Genomic DNA, 15,806 nt, shown 5'->3' with positions numbered 1-15,806 from the left:
CGCTGGCTCTGTCGAACGAGCTTAGGACGAATCCGGATCAATAACGAGCATTTCTCATCAAATGTCCCCTGCTTGTGGGGGGCGCATCCCGGTGGGCCTATTGTGGGTGGCACCATGACAGCCGCAGAGCGAATCGTCGTGCAGCAGTCGTTCCCCGACCCGCGGCCGACCACGAACCCGTACATCATCATGCTGCGCGACAGTCTGCGCTCGACCCCCGACCTGGAACTGCGCACGTTCTCCTGGAAGAAGGCGCTGCTCGGCCGGTACGACGTGTTCCACGCCCACTGGCCGGAGATCCTCGTCGCCGGCCAGAGCAAGCCGAAAGCGTTCGTCCGGCAGGCGCTGTTCGTGCTGCTGATGTGGAAGCTCGCGCTCACGAAGACGCCCATCGTCCGGACCACCCACAACCTCCACCTGCCCACCGGCATCTCCCGCCGCGAGCACGCCCTGCTGCGCTGGTTCGACGACAGGACCACCCTGCGCATCCGGCTGAACCCGACCACCGAGTTCGCGCCGGGCGTCGAGTACGCGACCATCCTGCACGGCCACTATCGAGACTGGTTCGCCGCATACGCGAAGAGCTCCCCGCAGCAGGGACGGGTCGGCTACTTCGGGCTGATCCGCCGCTACAAGGGCGTCGAAGAGCTGCTGGATGTGTTCGCCGCCGTGCCGGGGGACGACCTCCGGCTCGAGGTCGCAGGCAAGCCGTCGAGCGACGAACTCGCCACCTCCGTCCTGGAGCGCGCGGAGCGCGACCACCGCGTCGACGTCACCCTGGCATTCCTGCACGACGCCGAGATCGTCGAGCTGGTGTCGCGGGCGGCGCTGATCGCTCTGCCGTACCGCGAGATGCACAACTCCGGAGGCGCCCTCACGGCGCTGTCGCTCGACCGCCCGATCCTCGTGCCGGACAACCCGACGACGGCGGCGCTCGCCGAGGAGGTCGGCCAGGCGTGGGTGCACCGGTACACCGGGGCGCTGACTCCGGATGCGCTGGCCGCCGCCATCGCGGATGTCGCGGAGACGCCGCCGGCGGGCAGACCGGACCTGAGCGCGCGCGACTGGGCGAAGGCGGGCGAGCAGCACGCGGACGCCTACCGTCAGGCGATCGCCCTGGCGGGCAGCAGGGCGGCGAGGCGACGCTCGGTCAGTGCGTGAAGCGGGCCTCGCGCACGAGCCTGCCGCTCGCTGCGACCCCACCGAGTGACCGCAGGCTCAGCCCCTTGTCCGCGTAACCCGCGGCGACGGCCGACACCAGTCGCCCCTTGTCGAGCTCGGGCGCCGGCCCGTCGTCGACCCCGTCGACCGCGTCGGCGAACCCGTCGTGCCCGAGGATGATCGCGCCGCGCTCACCCTGCACGGCGAGCCGCAGCCGTTCCTCGGTCGATGTCGTGCGCCAGTCGGCGAGCGTCGGCCCCCACAGCACGGGGGTCATCCCGGCGGCCCTGGTCGCCCGCCAGATGCGCATGTTCTGCGCGCCGTACGGCGGGCGGAACCAGCGCACGGGGACGCCCGCCGCGTCTTCGAGCTCGGAGCGGCTGTCGCGCATCCTGGAGCGGACGCTGTCCGGCGGGAGGGTGGTGAGGCGCCGGTGGTCCGGCCCGTGGAGTGCGATCTCGTGACCGGCGGCCACCACGTCGCGCAACAGCGCGGGCGCGCGGCGGACGCGGGTGAGCAGCACGAAGAACGTGGCCGTCGCTCCGGCGTCGCCGAGCGCGGCGAGCACCTTCTGCGTGTCGCCGTCGACCGGCCCGTCGTCGAAGGTGAGCGCGACGAGCGGTGCGTCCGTCCGCACCCGCATCACGGAGCCGACCGGCGCGCCGACGCGGCGCACGGCCGTGACGGCGCCGTTGCGCAGCCTGTGCAGCGCGCTCATGCCGCGGCCTCCGTGCGCGCGTACTCCTGGTAGACGCCGCCGAACGCTCCCCAGATCATCCCGAGTCCCCGGTATGCCGCCCGCGAACCGCGGGCCTGATGCCGCAGGGAGCCCGTCACGATCCCGAGCGCGACCCTCAGCACCCCGCCGACGACCCTGGCCGCGCCGCCCGCGACCGCCCACAGGCGCGCGGCGAGCATCCCGCCGGCGCCGTCGGCGAGCCGCAGGCGCACCACGGCCGCCGAGTTGCCGTGACTCCACGCGCGCCGCAGCACCCACCGCCTGTTCTGCCGAGCGGGAGGGACGAGGTCGGTGATCACGGACTCGTTGCACCACACCATCCGGAACCCGGCGTGGTGCAGCTGGCGGCTGAACAGGGTGTCCTCTCCGCCGCTCAGACCGAGATCGACGGCGAACCGCACTCCGCTGCTGCGCACCTGATCGAGGTCGAGCAGCAGGTTGCCCGCCGCGGCGACGTCGATGTCCGTGCCGGTCGGCAGCGAACGCCGGGTGAAGAAGTCGCCGGCCTTCAGCCACGGGTCGAGCGGCCGCTCGAACGCCGCGACCACCCTCCCGGCCACCGCGGCGGCCTCCGACGCCTCCCACACCCGCACCAGCTGGACCAGCCAGCCGGGATGCGGCCGCTCGTCGTCGTCGATGAACGCCAGCAGCCGCGACCCGGACGCCTCGTCGATGGCCCGGTTGCGCACGGCGGCGATCCCGGGGTGCGGCTCGACGACGTACCGCACACCCTCCACCGCGGACGCCGCCTCCCTGCCGCTTCCCTCCGGGTCGTTGTCGACGGCGAGCACCTCGACGGTGTAATCGCTGTCGTCCTCTGCTTCGAGAGCGCGTCCGTGCGCGACGAGGGCGGGCAGCAGCTCGCGCAGGTCGTCAGGGCGGTGGTATGTGGGCACCGCGATCGTCAGGTTCGGCACAGGGACAACCTATCCACAGTCGGCCGCGTTCGTCTGCCCCGGGCCGGGCAGCACCCCCGTGATAGCATCCGCGGATGGTCGGACAGCTCGCGGTCGTCGTGGTGAACTACGGCTCGTCGTCCCTGCTGCGCGCCAACCTCGTCCCGCTCGCCGACGCCATGCCGGAGGCGCGTTTCGTCGTGGTGGACAACTTCTCCGACGCCGGCGAACGTGCCGCCGTCGTCGCTCTCGGCGCCGAGCGCGGCTGGGTGATCGTCACGCCGGAGGGCAACCTCGGTTTCGGGCTCGGGATGAACGCGGGCGTCGACGCCGCGCGCGCGGCCGGTGCGAGCGGGTTCCTGCTGCTGAACCCGGATGCGACCATCGCGCGGGATGCGGTGGAGACGCTCGCCGCCGCTGTCGCCGCCGAGCCGCTTGCCCTGCTGGCCCCGCGCATCCTGCGGCCGGACGGGTCCGTCTGGTTCGACGGGTCCGACCTGGATCTCGGTGACGGGCGGATCACCGCGACGCGCAAGCGGGCCGTCGCTGACGATCCGCGTCTCGAGCAGTGGCTGTCCGGTGCCTGCCTGATGGTGTCCGCCGAGTTGTGGGATCGCATCGGCGGGTTCGGCGACGGGTACTTCCTCTACTGGGAGGACGTGGAGCTGTCCTATCGGGCGCGCAGGGCGGGGGCGAGCGTCCGGGTGGTGGATGCTGCGGTCGCCGTGCACGCGGAGGGCGGCACCCAGGGCGACGGGCTGGAGAGCGCCGGCGCCGCGAAGTCCGAGGGGTACTACTACTTCAACATCCGCAACCGGCTGGTGTTCGCGTCGCGGAATCTGGATGCGGCGACCGTGCGGCGATGGAGGCGGGCGAGCCTGCCGATCGCGTGGGAGGTGCTGCTGCAGGGCGGGCGGCGCCAGTTCGCGCATCCGGTCGCTCCGCTCCGGGCGGCGTTTACCGGTGTCAGGGACGGGTTGCGGGCGTCCCGAAAGAAGTGAGAAACACTCGCCCCCCGAAGAAGGGGGCATTCAATGAGGATTTCTCGGATTAGACTGGCGGGGCAACAGCAGCCCGACGCTGAAGCGATCCTTTCCACCCGTGGTGTGCCCCGACTCGGTCCAGTCGGAGCGCGGACCGTGCCGACGTCGGCGAACCGACGGCCGGAGACGGCCAGACACGACGGGGAGCGGAAATCCGATGGGCGCAGGGGGAAAGCAACTCAGCATCGCACTGGTCGGGACGCGTGGCGTCCCGGCTCGGTACGGCGGGTTCGAGACGTGCGTCGAAGAGGTCGGAAGCCGGCTCGCCGACCGCGGCCACAGCGTCCGGGTCTATTGCCGTCGTGTGGAGACCGCCGACGGCGCAGAGCCGCAGGAGGAGCTGGCGAGCTACAAGGGCATGACCCTCGTGCACCAGGGCGCCATGCGGCGCAGGTCGCTCGAAACCCTCAGCCACACCGGACTCTCGGTCGGCCACCTGCTCACCCACCGGACAGACGCCGCGATCGTCTTCAACGCGGCCAACTCTCTGTACCTGCCGATGCTGCGTGCTGCGCGCATCCCGGTCGCGACCCACGTCGACGGACTGGAGTGGCAGCGCGCCAAGTGGGGTGCGATGGGCCGGCGGTATTACCGCTTCGCCGAGTCCGCCGCCGTCCGCTGGTCGGATGCGCTGATCGCCGACGCGCAGGGCATCGCCGACTACTACACCACCGAGTTCGCGGCGGGCACGAGGCTGATCGCCTACGGAGCGCCGACCGTCGCCGGAGCCACCCACCGCCTCGGCGAACTGGGCCTCGCACCGCACGGCTATCACCTGGTCGTCGCCCGCTTCGAGCCGGAGAACCACGTCGACACCATCGTGGACGGTTACCGGAGGAGCGACGCGAAGCTGCCGCTCGTCGTCGTCGGCTCCGCGCCGTACGCCGAGGAGTACACCCGCAGGGTGCGCGCCCTCGCGGACGACCGGGTGCGCTTCCTCGGCGGCGTCTGGGACCAGGAGCTGCTCGATCAGCTCTACGCGTCGGCGTACACCTACCTGCACGGCCACTCGGTCGGCGGAACGAACCCGTCGCTGCTCAGGGCCGTCGGGGCCGGCACGCCGACCATCGCATACGACGTCCCGTTCAACAGCGAGGTGCTCGGCGACGCAGGTCTCTACTTCTCCGCCGCCTCGGACCTCTCCGGCACGATCGGGTTCGCGGAGGCGGCCGTCGAGCAGCACGCCGCGCGCAGCACGGCCACCCGCGAGCGCGCGAAGCGCTACGACTGGGATGCGGTCGCCGACGAATACGAAGCACTCTGCAGCGACCTCGTGGAGCGCAGGGCGGTCAAGCCGAAGCGTCCCGTGTTCGGGCAGCGCGTGAACGGGCAGAGCAGACTGGCCTCCGTGGCCGTCCCGGCAGAGCGGACCAGCTGATGAGCGCCGGATCGGCAGAAGCGGCAGCAGCGGGCGCCGCCCGCGAGAGCTACCTCGACGTGGTGCACCGCCTGGCGGCGGCGCAGAAGCCGGCAGCCAGGAGTGCGCCGGCATACTCCCGCTACGTCAACCGCCGCATCGGCCGCTACCTCGCCGCGTGGGCGTACCGTGCAGGACTCACCCCGAACGCCGTCACGGCCATCAGCGCCGTCTGGACGTTCGCGGCCATCGCCATCCTCGTCGTCTTCCCTCCGTCCTGGTGGGCCGGGATCACCGTCGCCGTGCTGCTGCTCGTCGGCTACGCGTTCGACAGCGCTGACGGACAGGTCTCCCGGCTCACCGGACTCAGCAGTCCGGCGGGCGAATGGCTCGATCACATGGTCGACGCGACCAAGGTGGTCACCATGCCGCTGGCGCTCGCCGTCGGCTTCTGGCTGCACGGCTCCGTGCCGACCTGGTGGCTGCTCATCCCCGTGGCGTTCTCGATCGTCTCGTCCGTGCTGTTCTTCGGCATGATCCTGACCGAGCAGCTCCGCCGGCAGCGCGGGCGCGCATCCATTGCCGCCGACGCACCTGGGCGCCCGTCGTGGATGCGCGCCATCGCGGTCCTGCCGATGGACTACGGCGTGCTCTGCCTCTCGTTCGTGCTCCTCGGCGCACTGCCGCTGTTCCTGGTGGTGTACACCCTGCTCTTCGCGGCGACGACCGCGTTCCTCCTGCTGGCGGCTGCCAGCTGGTTCCGGGAGCTGCGCGCCCCGGCCACCCCCGACCAGCACCTGGCAACCGACCAACGCCAGAGCACCGAAGAAGGACGATCATGACCGACGCAACAGAGGCCACCAGAGGCCCGGACCACCACGTCCGCAACCGCATCACGCTCATCGTCGTCGGCAGTGTCGCCGTCGCAGCGGTGGCAGCCGGCCTCATCGTCGCCGGCATCCACGGTGCACAGCCGGGCGGCCCAGTGCCGAACGCCCTGCAGCCGGTGGCGACGCAGCAGGCCGCGCCGTCCGACACCCCGGCGACCGGCGGGTCGAGCGGCACAGCGACGCCCGCACCCGGCGGCACCAAGAGCGAGGCTCCCGCTGCCCGCAGCGACGAGGTCAAATACGGCCAGAAGGTCGCGGAGACGGTGAGCACCAAGCAGCAGGCGAAGACGCCGGCCGGTCTCACCGCCGCCGTCACGAAGCTGGAGGCGTACACCGCTACCGCATCCCGTGCAGGCGAGGTCAGCGGACCGTCGGTGAAGGCGACGATCACGCTCACGAACAACACGGGCGCTGCCGTGCCGCTCACCGCGGTCACGGTCAACGGATACTACGGAGACGACGCGACACCGGCGGCCAGGGTCGACAGCGACAAGGCCACGAAGCCGTTCGGCTCCGAGCTCGCGCCCGGCGCGACGGCGACGGCCACCTACGTCTTCACCGTGCCGGACGACGCGAAGACGGTCACCGTCACCCTCGCGGACGCCGCGGGCGCCAAGCTCGTGGTGTTCACCGGAGCGCGCTGAGCGTCAACCGATCACCAGCAAATTCAGGTCGGAAACGCGGACACGACTCGTCAGCCCTCGCCGGCGCTTCCGCACGTACGGAGGGCGCCAGCGACTCGCCGACCGAAAGTCCGCTCGAACGGACTTTGGGCGCCGGCCGGCCGGAATCTCCGCGCGAGCGGAGCCGCCCCGCCCTGCTACTTGTGGGTGGGCACCGACTCCGACGACTCTGCGGAGTCAGCGTCGTCCGGCGCTGCTGCTGTGCCGGCGGCGGTGGACGATGCCCTGGTCGGCAGGCCGAAGCGGCGCTGTGGCTGCTTGGCCGCCGGGTAGTACACGTCCCTGTTCTTCTGCGCGCTGACCCGGTTGAGCACGATGCCCAGCACCGTGACGCCCGACTTCTCCAGGGAGTCCATCGTCTGGGTGAGCTGCTGGCGGCGGACGTGCGTGCGGTCGACGACCACGATCGCTCCGCCCACCTGGCGGGCGAGGATCGCGGCGTCTGCCACCGCGATGAGCGGGGCCGTGTCGATCACGACCACGTCGTAGTCGGCGACCAGGCGGCCGAGCAGTTCGGTCATCGCCCGCGACGAGAGGAGCTCGCTCGGGTTCGGCGGGATCGGACCGGAGGTGAGCACGTCCAGGCTGCCCTCGCCCCAGCGCTGCACGACGTCCGAGAACTCCGCCCGGCCGGCGAGCACGGAGGTGAGTCCGGCGTCTCCGACCAGCCCCGAGTAGTTGGCGACCATCGGGCGGCGCAGGTCCGCGTCGATCAGCAGGGCGCGCTGCCCGGTCTCCGCGAGGGCGAGCGCCAGGTTCGTGGCGATCATCGACTTGCCCTCAGCGGGGATGGACGAGGTGACCACGATGCCCCGCGAGGGGGAGCCCAGCGTGACGAACTCCAGGTTCGACCGCAGCTGCCGATAGTTCTCCGCCGAGTTGGACAGCGGCTCGACGGCGAGAACGGGACGCGGATGCTTGCCCCGCTCTTTCTGGATGGAGCCGAGCAGCGGAGCCTGCGTGACGGCGGCCGCGATCTCCGCGCTGTGCACGCGCGTGTCCAGCGTGGCCCTGAGCACGAGGATCAGCACGCCGACGATCAGGCCGAGCAGCAGCCCGGTGACCACGTTGAGGCGGGTGTTCGGCGATGACGGGTCTTTCGGCTCGCTCGCGTTCTCGATCACCCGGACGGACACCGTGGTCTGCCCCTCAGCGTTCTTCGGCGCGATCTGCTCGACCGTCTTGCTGAGGCTGGCGGCGACGGCGTTCGCGATCTTCGCGGCCTGCGCGGGGTCGGGGTCCGTCACCGCGAGTTCCAGGATGACCGTGTTCTGCGGGGTGCTGACGGCGATGGCGTCCGCGAGGCCCTTGGCGGTCACATCCAGGTCGAGATCGTCGACCACCGGCTGGAGCACGACGGGCGACTCCGCCAGCTGGGCGAAGGACAGCATCTGGTTCTGGGTGTACGTCGAACCCTGGCTGAGGTCGCTGGCCGACCCGCCGAAGTTCAGCGAGAAGTAGAGACCGGAGGTGGCCGTGTACACCGGCTTCGCGATCTGTGACAGACCGAAACCGGCGAGGCCGCCGACGATGGTCGCGACCACGATCACGTACCAGAACCGCCGGAATGCGGTGAGGTACTGGTGCGTGTTCATGGACGGGCCTCCCAGGGAGTCGGATGTGATGGCAGGCGCCGCTCGCTCGCCGGGCAGCGAGCGGTGGATCGCTCGGGTGTCTGGCGGACGGCGGACGCGGTCGGGCGTCGTTGAAGGCATTCTAGGCGGCGCTCCTCACCGGAGGACGCGCGTCGGTGCGAGTGTGACGCGGGTGCTCCTCCGAGTGGCCGTCCAGCATGACTCCCGCGGAATTGAGGGGGAGCAGCTGCGTCGTCGCTGCGAGTCCGGCGACGAACCACACGAAGATCGAGTACTGGGTGATGAGGGCCACCGTCGCGAAGGCGGGGATCTGGGCGACCAGCGCGATCGTCGCCGGGCTTGCCTTGCGCCTGACCAGCAGGATGATGCCGCCGGCGAGAGCGACCAGGATGCCCAGCAGCACGATCACGCCGTTGGTGAGCCCGGTCAGGATGAGCTGGCTGTCGATCGAGCGGAAGTCCCCGAAGTAGAGGTTGCCCGCTGAGTTCTTCTCGGCGGACGACGCGACGCCGATCGGGTTCATCGTGCCGATCAGCGAGAGCAGGTCCCCCCGGTAGTTCGCGCTGTCGCTCGCCTCGGAGCCGGCGTCGTCGAACACTGCGGCGACCAGCGGGAACAGCACGGCGGAGACGGCGAGCATCACGGCGACGAGCACGATCCTCGCCTTCCTGGTGATCGCGTCGCGCATGAACAGGATGCTCAGCACGAGCCCGAGGAGCGCGCAGATCATCCCGATCCTGCTGAAGGTGAACACGGTCCCGACCAGCATCAGCAGCACCATGCCCGCGCGCACCCAGAGCCGGAACGGCGCGGCCAGCGTGAGCGGAACCGCCAGAGCCAGGCTGGACCCGAGCGCGATGGAGTGGCCGAACGCCCCCTCGGCGCGCGGGACGCCGCCGCGCTCCTGGATGCTGCCCCAGATCGTGTAGAGCGAGTTGCCGGCGTGGATCTCCACGAACGGGTTCCAGTGCGTCAGTCCCTCGATGACGGCGAGGAGGGCGACGACGGTGAAGACGATGGCGATGGCGGCGTGCAGCCAGCGCGCATCCACCTTCAGCGGAGCGAACCGGCCGACCAGATAGGCGATGACGTAGTAGGTGACGATGCTGAACAGCGCGCTGACGGCGATGGATGCGCTGCCCGTGTAGAGCGAGCACACCGCGGCGACCACCACCAGCACCACCAGCCCGTCCACCCAGCTGAGCCGCAGGCGCGGGATGGGCAGCAGAGCGGCGAGCACGAGGAGCCCGGCAGCCGTCGCGGGAGGGAGGTAGTAGTTGCCGTTGAAGCCGACGTTGACGCCCAGCCAGATCGGCACGAAGGCGAGCACGCAGATCCAGACGCAGACGGCGAGCCTGGGCGAGCGGCGGAGCACGAGGAAGCCGACGAAGGCGACCACCAGCGCGAGCGCCAGCAGGAGCGACCTGTCCACGACCGGACCGGTCAGCGCCGCCATGTGAAACATCCTCATCACCCCCTTCCGCCCATGTTAAGCCAGCGGGCGCCGCAGCGCCCGTTCGAGTTCGCGAGCGCCGGTCGTCAGCGCGTGCGAGCGTTGCCGCGCACGATCGCGGCGATCCTGCGGCGGTAGGCGCCCGGGCTGTGCCGGCGTTCGGCCGCCTCGGCGTCCGAACCGACGTTCGCCCTGGTGTCTTCCCAGTCCGCGATGGTCCCGACCAGGGCGTCTGCCAGCGAGTCGGAGCTGCCGGGGACGACCGTGGTGGCCGTCGCGTATCCCGCCGTCGCCTCGAGAAGACCGCTCGTGGCGCTCGCGATGACCGGACGGCCGCTCAGGATGGCCTCGACGGCGGTGTTGCCGAACGGCTCGTCGGCGCGCGACGGCACGAGGACGACGTCGCCGCCGTGCACGTACTCCCACACCGACGGCTGGAACCCGCGGAAGCTGACCCTGTCGCCGAGCTTCTTCTTCTCGACCTGCTCGCGCAGTGCCGTCTCGTACCATTCGTAGCCGGGGAACACCGCTCCGACGAGGTCGAGCGTCGCCGGCACGCCGCGGCGGTCGAGCTCGGCGATCGCGTCGATGGCGACGTCGACGCCCTTGCGGGGAGAGAGCCTGCCGATGTACGTCACCCGCAGGTCGCCGTCGATGCTCGCCCGCACGGGCGTGCGCTCCGGCGGGCCGGGGACGGCGTTGTACACGACCTCCGCGCGGCGCTCCAGCGACGGGAACGACCCGCCGAGCACGCCGACGCTGAATCTGCTGTTGGCCACGATGGTGTTCGCGAGCAGCAGCGGCAGCGCCAGGATGCGCCGGAGCAGAGGGGAGGCGGAGCTCTCGCCCTCGTGCACGTGACAGAGCACGGGCACGCGGGCGAGGCGTCCGAGTCCGATCCAGAGGGGCACGGTGACCGTGTTCACGTAGACGAGGGCCGGACGCTCCTGGCGGAGCATCCGCATCCCGTCGACGAGGCCGCGGACGGCCGTGCCGACGAACCGCACGAAGCCGAGGGGGCGGAGGGCGCTCTTGCGCACCACGGGTGCCGCGCACCTCCTGACCCTCGCCCCGCGGGCGACGACTTCGGGCAGCAGCGGGCCATCGTCCGGCACCGTCACCACCACATCCCAGCCATCGTCGACGAGGGCGGTGACGCTCTCGAGGAGCACCCGGTCGGAGCCGTACAGCTCCGAGCTCGGGTGCGCCACGAGAACCGTGCGCCGCGTGCGGTTCATCCGGTCGTTCACTGTGCGGGCACCACCACGAAGTCATCGAAACGGGTGGTGACCGGGATGTCGGTCGCCGTTCCGGAGACGTAGGTGCGGAGTCCGGTGAACCCGGCGGCCTGGAGGGCTGCCGTCGCATCCGTGGAGGTCAGCTGCCAGGCAGCGGGCTCCGTGGTGGATGCGGACCACACCTTGGCCCTGATCGTGGTCGGCGACGTGCCGAACACCTGCAGGTGGATCTTCAGCTTGTCACCGGCAGCAACCGTCAGGTTGGGGACGTTGAGCGCGGACAGGGTCGTCGAACCCTGCATCAGCTGGAGCTGCACGGCACCGGTCGACTTGACCCATGCCCTGGCCTCGTAGTCGTTCGTGCCGATCATCCGGCCGATCGCCGAGTAGTAGATGCCGCCACCGGTCGCCGCCTTGTCGGCGGAGACCGTGACCGTCACATCGGCACTCGTCTGGGTGACCGTCGTCAGCGTCGCCGTCTTCGTCATACCGGCAGGCGTCACCTGCTGGCCGACGCCGTTCGTGACGTTGAAGCTGGTCGCGCCGCCGGAGAGCGTCCACGCCCCACCCTTGTCCGCCGTTCCCCAGCCGTTCGTCACGGAGCGTTCGAACGCATCCTGGGCGAGGGCGTTGGGGGCCGGGTTGGTCGCGGTCACCGCGCGGGTGGTGGTGGCCGTGCCTCCCCGGTTGTCCGTCACGGTCAGGGTGATCGTGTACGGGCCGGCTGCAGCGTAGGTGTGCGTCGCGGTCGCTCCGGTACCCGTGGCTCCGTCTCCGAAGTTCCAGGCGTACGAGGCGATCGTGCCGTCCGGGTCAGCCGAGGCCGAACCGTTGACCGAGACCCCGAGGTTCGTCACCGTTGCGGTGAACGACGCGGTCGGGAGCTGGTTCGGCGGGACGGTCGTGGTGACCTGGTGCGAGACCGAGGTCGACAGACCCTGGTTGTCCGTCACCGTGAGCGTCACCGTGAACGTGTCGCCGGTGGCGTACGTGTGGGTGGCCGTCGCTCCGGTTCCCGTCGCTCCGTCTCCGAAGTCCCAGGCGTACGAGGCGATGGTGCCGTCCGGGTCGTTCGAGGTCGAGCCGTCGAACGATGCGCCGAGGTTCGTCACCGAGGAGGTGAACGCTGCCACGGGCGGCTGGTTCGGCGGTGCGGCCTGAACGGCGACACCCTTGGTGATGCTCGCGGTCGCGCCCTTGTCGTCGGTCACCGTCAGCTTCACGGGGTATGTGCCCGTGTCGGAGAAGGTGTGCGTCGCCGTCGCTCCGGTCGCCGTCGCTCCGTCACCGAAGTCCCAGGCGTACGAGGCGATGGTGCCGTCCGGGTCTGACGAACCGGATGCGTCGAAGCTCGCGTCGAGGAACGTCGCCGAGGAGGTGAACGCTGCCACCGGCGGCTGGTTCGGCGGTGCGGCCTGGACGGCCACGACCTGCGTCACGGTGCCCGTCCCACCCTGGTTGTCCGTCACGGTCAGCTTCACGGGGTAGCTGCCGCTCTGGAGGAAGGTGTGGGTGGCCGTTGCGCCCGTTGCGGTGTCACCGTCTCCGAAGTCCCAGGCGTACGAGGCGATCGTGCCGTCCGGGTCCGTGGACGCCGTGCCGTCGAAGCTCGCGTCGAGGAACGACGCGGAGGAGGTGAACGACGCGGTCGGCAGCTGGTTCGGCAGGGTGCCGGACGTTCCGAGCGAGTAGTGGTTCGCCACATCCTGAGCGCTCAGCACGCTCGGGTAGACCGCAGCCTCGTCCAGCGTGCCGCTGAAGTACGGTCCGGTGGAACCCCAGGTGTTGTCGCCGCCGATGCGCCAGTATCCGCTGTATGCCTGCGCCTGCGTCTGCGGGTTGGTGCCGACGAGCTGGCCGTCGACGTAGAGGGCCATGCCGTTCGGTCCCTGCGACGCCACCGCCTGGTGCCACTGGTTGTTGTTCAGCGGGTTGGGCGATGTGATGGTGTTGGCCTGACCGGTCCAGACGCCGAACACGATGCGGCCGTCGTCCTGCATGTAGACGTGGCGGTCGTAGTTGCTCGACAGGCCGGTCTGCCGGTCGCCGAAGCCGATCAGCTTTCCGCCCTTGGTGGTGGTCGTCTTGAACCAGATCTCCTCGGTGTACACCGAGGGGTTGGCGAACTGCTGGTTGCTCGTCACGATACCGCCGGACGATCCGGAGTTGTTCGTGTTGAACCGCACGGCCTTGTCAGCCGTGCCGGGCAGGACGCCGCTCTGGTTCTTGGTGGTCGCGGTGCCGGAGTACGTGCCGTTGTTGGTGTACGCGTCCGCGCTGTTGGCCACAGAGCCGCTGGTCTCGTCGAGGCGCCAGAAGATGTCCGGGTTGCCGTTGTAGACGGCAGCTCCGTATGCATCCGCGGGAGCGGGGGCGAGGGGGGACGGACGACCGGATGCGACGAACTGGTTCACCACGGTGCTGCGGTCGAGGACCGTCGGGTAGATCGACACCTGACCGATGTCACCGGCGAAGTAGCTGCTCGCCGGCTGGTTGGGCCATCCGCCGATGTTGTCGCCGCCGATGCGCCAGTAGCCCTGGTAGTTCTGGCCGCTGGTCACGTCCGTGCGGCTGCCGACCTGCTTGCCGTCGAGGTACAGCCGCATGCCGTTGGCGCCGAGCGACGCGACGACCTGGTGCCACTGCCCGTCGTTGTACGAGCCGGAGCTGTTCAGCGTCGCGACGCCTCCCGGGTAGACGCCGAACCAGATCTTCCCGCTGTTGTCCATGTAGACGTGACGGTCGTAGCTGCCGGACTGCCCGGTGTTCACGTTGCCGAAGCCGAGGATCTTGCCTCCGCTGGTCGACGTGGTGCGGAACCACGCGGATGCCGTGTACGTGTCGGGCGCCTGGATGGCGGTCTGCGTGACGGCCAGGCTGGTCGACCCGTTGAACGTGCTGGCGGTGGTGCCCGTGATCGGGCCGGCCGCACCCTGGGTGACGGCGGTCTCCTGCACGTCGTTGAACCCGATGTGGTCGAAGCCCGTGGTGCCGCTCGATTCGTCCAGCGGCCAGTACGAGGATGCTCCCGCCTGCGTCACCGAGTCGGAGTACGCGCCTCCGCTGTTGGTGGCCGCGACCGTGATCGCGTTGGTGTCACGCGATGTGGTGTTGCCGAACGGGTCGAACACCTTCACGTGATAGATCGGATGCGATCCCGGCGTGAGCCCGCTGTCCACGAACCCGATCATCGGCCGGGTGTAGAAGTTGGAGCGCACGGTGGTCTGGTAGACCGGCGTGGTGCCCGCATCCCGGTACACCTTGTACGTGAGGTAGCCGTTGTCCATGTCGTACGTCGCCGCGAAGCTGACGCGCACCTGACCGGCGTTGAAGGACGCGGCCGTCGGGGTGAGCGGGATGCCCTGCGGGCCGACCTTGTTCGGCGCTGCGCTCGACACGGCGAAGCGGGTCAGACCCTGCTGCGCGATGCCGTTGACCGTCGGGAACTCGCCGCCGTAGACGACGTACTTGTCGTTGCCCGCGACGCTCCAGGTGGCCTGGCTCTGTCCGGTGAAGGTGCCGACGGACCACTTGGGGAACCAGTCGAGCAGCGACGGAGACGGTGTGCCCGCCCAGTTGAAGTAGCCGTACGGGTCGGCCGTGATCGTGCCGGTCGCCGCCTTGCTGAAAGCGATCGAGTTGTAGAACGTCCAGGTCGGGCTCGTCTGCGGGAAGCCGCCGATGTTGCCGCAGTAGTGCGGGTGACCCGCGACGTACAGCGGGCCGTCGTTCTGGGCGAAGATCGAGTACGTGTCTCCGTGGCAGTCCTCGACCCAGTTGATCGCGCCGGTGTTCGGGTCGGCGGAGAAGCTGCCCTCGAGGTTGCCGCCGGCGCCGAAGACGTAGCCGGAGCCGTAGACGCGGTCTGCGGTCGTGTACAGCGACGTGATGCTCGCCTGCGTGCCCGCGTTGCGCACGGTCTGGTTGGCGGCGAACGGCAGGATCGCCGCCGTGCTCGCGTCCACGGCGCCGAGGCCGTAGTTGGCGACGCCGCCGAGGTTCTGGAAGCGTCCGCCGACGATCAGCTTGGAACCGTCCTTGGTCAGCGCCAGCGCATCCACGGGGGCGTCTGCGTTGGCCTGCCAGTTGAGGGTCGAGCCGTCCGTCGCGCTCACCGCTCCGACGTACGCGCGGGCGACGCCGTTGATGCTGGAGGCGTCACCGCCCGTGTACACCGTGGTGTTCGAGGCCGCGACAGCGCGGGTCTGGCTCTCCATGATGGGGCGGAAGGCCGTCACGATGGTGTTCGTCGCCGTCGAGAACGCCGCGAGACGGTAGTAGCCCTTGCTGTCGATGGAGGTGAAGTCGCCGACCACGTAGATGCGCGACCCGTCGGGGGATGCTGTGATTCCGAGGGCCTGCGCGTTCAGGTTCGGCGCGAAGGGGAGGAGGCTGCCTGTGGTGATGTTGTAGGCGAGCAGGTTGTTGCGGGGGGTCTCGTTCGTGCCCGCCGGCGAGCCGTACGGCCGCGCGGAGGTGAACTTGCCCGCGACGTACACCGTGTTGCCGACGACGACCTGAGCCCACACGACGCCGTTGATCTGCGGGGTCGGGAGCACGTCGTCGGTGACGGTGGCAGGGGTGGCGGGGTTCGTCGGGTCTGGTGGAGCACTGTCAGCGGAGGCCGGCGATGCGATCGCGAGTCCTCCGAAGACCAAGCCCACCGCTGTGACGATCGCGGTCAGGATGCCCAGCGAGCGAGCGCGTGGGCGGAGTTCTGTGGTCATGACAACCTCGGTGTCTGTTCGGGT

11 protein-coding genes are annotated in these 15,806 nt (G+C 69.9%); 5 read left to right on the top strand and 6 right to left on the bottom strand.

Features of this window, described 5'->3' with window-relative positions:
* Positions 1-114: 114 nt before the first annotated feature.
* Complete coding sequence (locus HF024_RS16555) at positions 115-1,161, top strand: glycosyltransferase (protein ID WP_168690315.1); 1,047 nt, start codon at positions 115-117, stop codon at positions 1,159-1,161.
* On the opposite strand, the gene HF024_RS16550 is transcribed toward HF024_RS16555, so the two are convergent.
* Positions 1,151-1,879, bottom strand: a complete 729-nt coding sequence (locus tag HF024_RS16550; protein ID WP_168690314.1) for a polysaccharide deacetylase family protein — start codon at positions 1,877-1,879, stop codon at positions 1,151-1,153. The genes HF024_RS16555 and HF024_RS16550 overlap by 11 nt on opposite strands.
* The gene (locus HF024_RS16545; protein WP_168690313.1) at positions 1,876-2,817 is read right to left on the bottom strand and encodes a glycosyltransferase family A protein; all 942 of its coding nucleotides are present in this window, start codon (positions 2,815-2,817) and stop codon (positions 1,876-1,878) included. The genes HF024_RS16550 and HF024_RS16545 overlap by 4 nt, the downstream gene beginning before the upstream one ends.
* 74 nt (positions 2,818-2,891) lie before the next feature.
* On the opposite strand from HF024_RS16545, the gene HF024_RS16540 reads away from it, so the two are divergent.
* The 4 genes from HF024_RS16540 to HF024_RS16525 all read left to right on the top strand — a co-directional run bounded on the left by HF024_RS16540 (position 2,892) and on the right by HF024_RS16525 (position 6,730).
* On the top strand, positions 2,892-3,797 hold the full coding sequence (locus HF024_RS16540) for a glycosyltransferase family 2 protein (RefSeq protein ID WP_168690312.1): 906 nt from the start codon (positions 2,892-2,894) through the stop codon (positions 3,795-3,797).
* A gap of 199 nt (positions 3,798-3,996) precedes the next feature.
* Positions 3,997-5,217, top strand: a complete 1,221-nt coding sequence (locus HF024_RS16535; RefSeq protein WP_168690311.1) for a DUF1972 domain-containing protein — start codon at positions 3,997-3,999, stop codon at positions 5,215-5,217.
* Complete coding sequence (locus HF024_RS16530; RefSeq protein WP_085369083.1) at positions 5,217-6,038, top strand: CDP-alcohol phosphatidyltransferase family protein; 822 nt, start codon at positions 5,217-5,219, stop codon at positions 6,036-6,038. The genes HF024_RS16535 and HF024_RS16530 overlap by 1 nt, the downstream gene beginning before the upstream one ends.
* Positions 6,035-6,730: a hypothetical protein gene (locus HF024_RS16525; RefSeq protein ID WP_085369082.1), complete on the top strand. Its 696-nt coding sequence runs from the start codon at positions 6,035-6,037 to the stop codon at positions 6,728-6,730. The genes HF024_RS16530 and HF024_RS16525 overlap by 4 nt, the downstream gene beginning before the upstream one ends.
* Positions 6,731-6,906: 176 nt before the next feature.
* Here HF024_RS16525 and HF024_RS16520 read toward each other — a convergent pair whose 3' ends face one another.
* The 4 genes from HF024_RS16520 to HF024_RS16505 form a co-directional block, all read right to left on the bottom strand.
* Positions 6,907-8,364 (bottom strand): polysaccharide biosynthesis tyrosine autokinase, encoded by a 1,458-nt coding sequence (locus tag HF024_RS16520; protein WP_168690310.1) that lies wholly within the window; start codon positions 8,362-8,364, stop codon positions 6,907-6,909.
* A gap of 121 nt (positions 8,365-8,485) precedes the next feature.
* Positions 8,486-9,820, bottom strand: coding sequence for an O-antigen ligase family protein (locus HF024_RS16515; protein ID WP_085369081.1), 1,335 nt, complete (start codon positions 9,818-9,820; stop codon positions 8,486-8,488).
* 83 nt (positions 9,821-9,903) lie between these two features.
* Complete coding sequence (locus HF024_RS16510) at positions 9,904-11,055, bottom strand: glycosyltransferase family 4 protein (RefSeq protein ID WP_168690309.1); 1,152 nt, start codon at positions 11,053-11,055, stop codon at positions 9,904-9,906.
* Positions 11,056-11,063: 8 nt separating this feature from the next.
* A complete protein-coding gene (locus HF024_RS16505; RefSeq protein WP_168690308.1) occupies positions 11,064-15,782 on the bottom strand; it encodes a PKD domain-containing protein in 4,719 nt (1,572 codons plus the stop codon).
* Positions 15,783-15,806: the final 24 nt, after the last annotated feature.

This window comes from Leifsonia sp. PS1209, assembly GCF_012317045.1.
Taxonomy (GTDB): Bacteria; Actinomycetota; Actinomycetes; order Actinomycetales; family Microbacteriaceae; genus Leifsonia.
This window is presented reverse-complemented; position numbering and strand designations above follow the sequence as displayed.

What these genes read in the sequence shown, in the direction of transcription:
- HF024_RS16555 (WP_168690315.1), top strand. Translation starts at nt 115, where the DNA reads ATGACAGCCGCAGAGCGAATCGTCGTGCAGCAGTCGTTCCCCGACCCG.
- HF024_RS16550 (WP_168690314.1), bottom strand. Translation starts at nt 1,879, where the DNA reads ATGAGCGCGCTGCACAGGCTGCGCAACGGCGCCGTCACGGCCGTGCGC.
- HF024_RS16540 (WP_168690312.1), top strand. Translation starts at nt 2,892, where the DNA reads ATGGTCGGACAGCTCGCGGTCGTCGTGGTGAACTACGGCTCGTCGTCC.
- HF024_RS16505 (WP_168690308.1), bottom strand. Translation starts at nt 15,782, where the DNA reads ATGACCACAGAACTCCGCCCACGCGCTCGCTCGCTGGGCATCCTGACC.
- HF024_RS16510 (WP_168690309.1), bottom strand. Translation starts at nt 11,055, where the DNA reads ATGAACCGCACGCGGCGCACGGTTCTCGTGGCGCACCCGAGCTCGGAG.
- HF024_RS16535 (WP_168690311.1), top strand. Translation starts at nt 3,997, where the DNA reads ATGGGCGCAGGGGGAAAGCAACTCAGCATCGCACTGGTCGGGACGCGT.
- HF024_RS16520 (WP_168690310.1), bottom strand. Translation starts at nt 8,364, where the DNA reads ATGAACACGCACCAGTACCTCACCGCATTCCGGCGGTTCTGGTACGTG.
- HF024_RS16530 (WP_085369083.1), top strand. Translation starts at nt 5,217, where the DNA reads ATGAGCGCCGGATCGGCAGAAGCGGCAGCAGCGGGCGCCGCCCGCGAG.
- HF024_RS16525 (WP_085369082.1), top strand. Translation starts at nt 6,035, where the DNA reads ATGACCGACGCAACAGAGGCCACCAGAGGCCCGGACCACCACGTCCGC.
- HF024_RS16515 (WP_085369081.1), bottom strand. Translation starts at nt 9,820, where the DNA reads ATGGCGGCGCTGACCGGTCCGGTCGTGGACAGGTCGCTCCTGCTGGCG.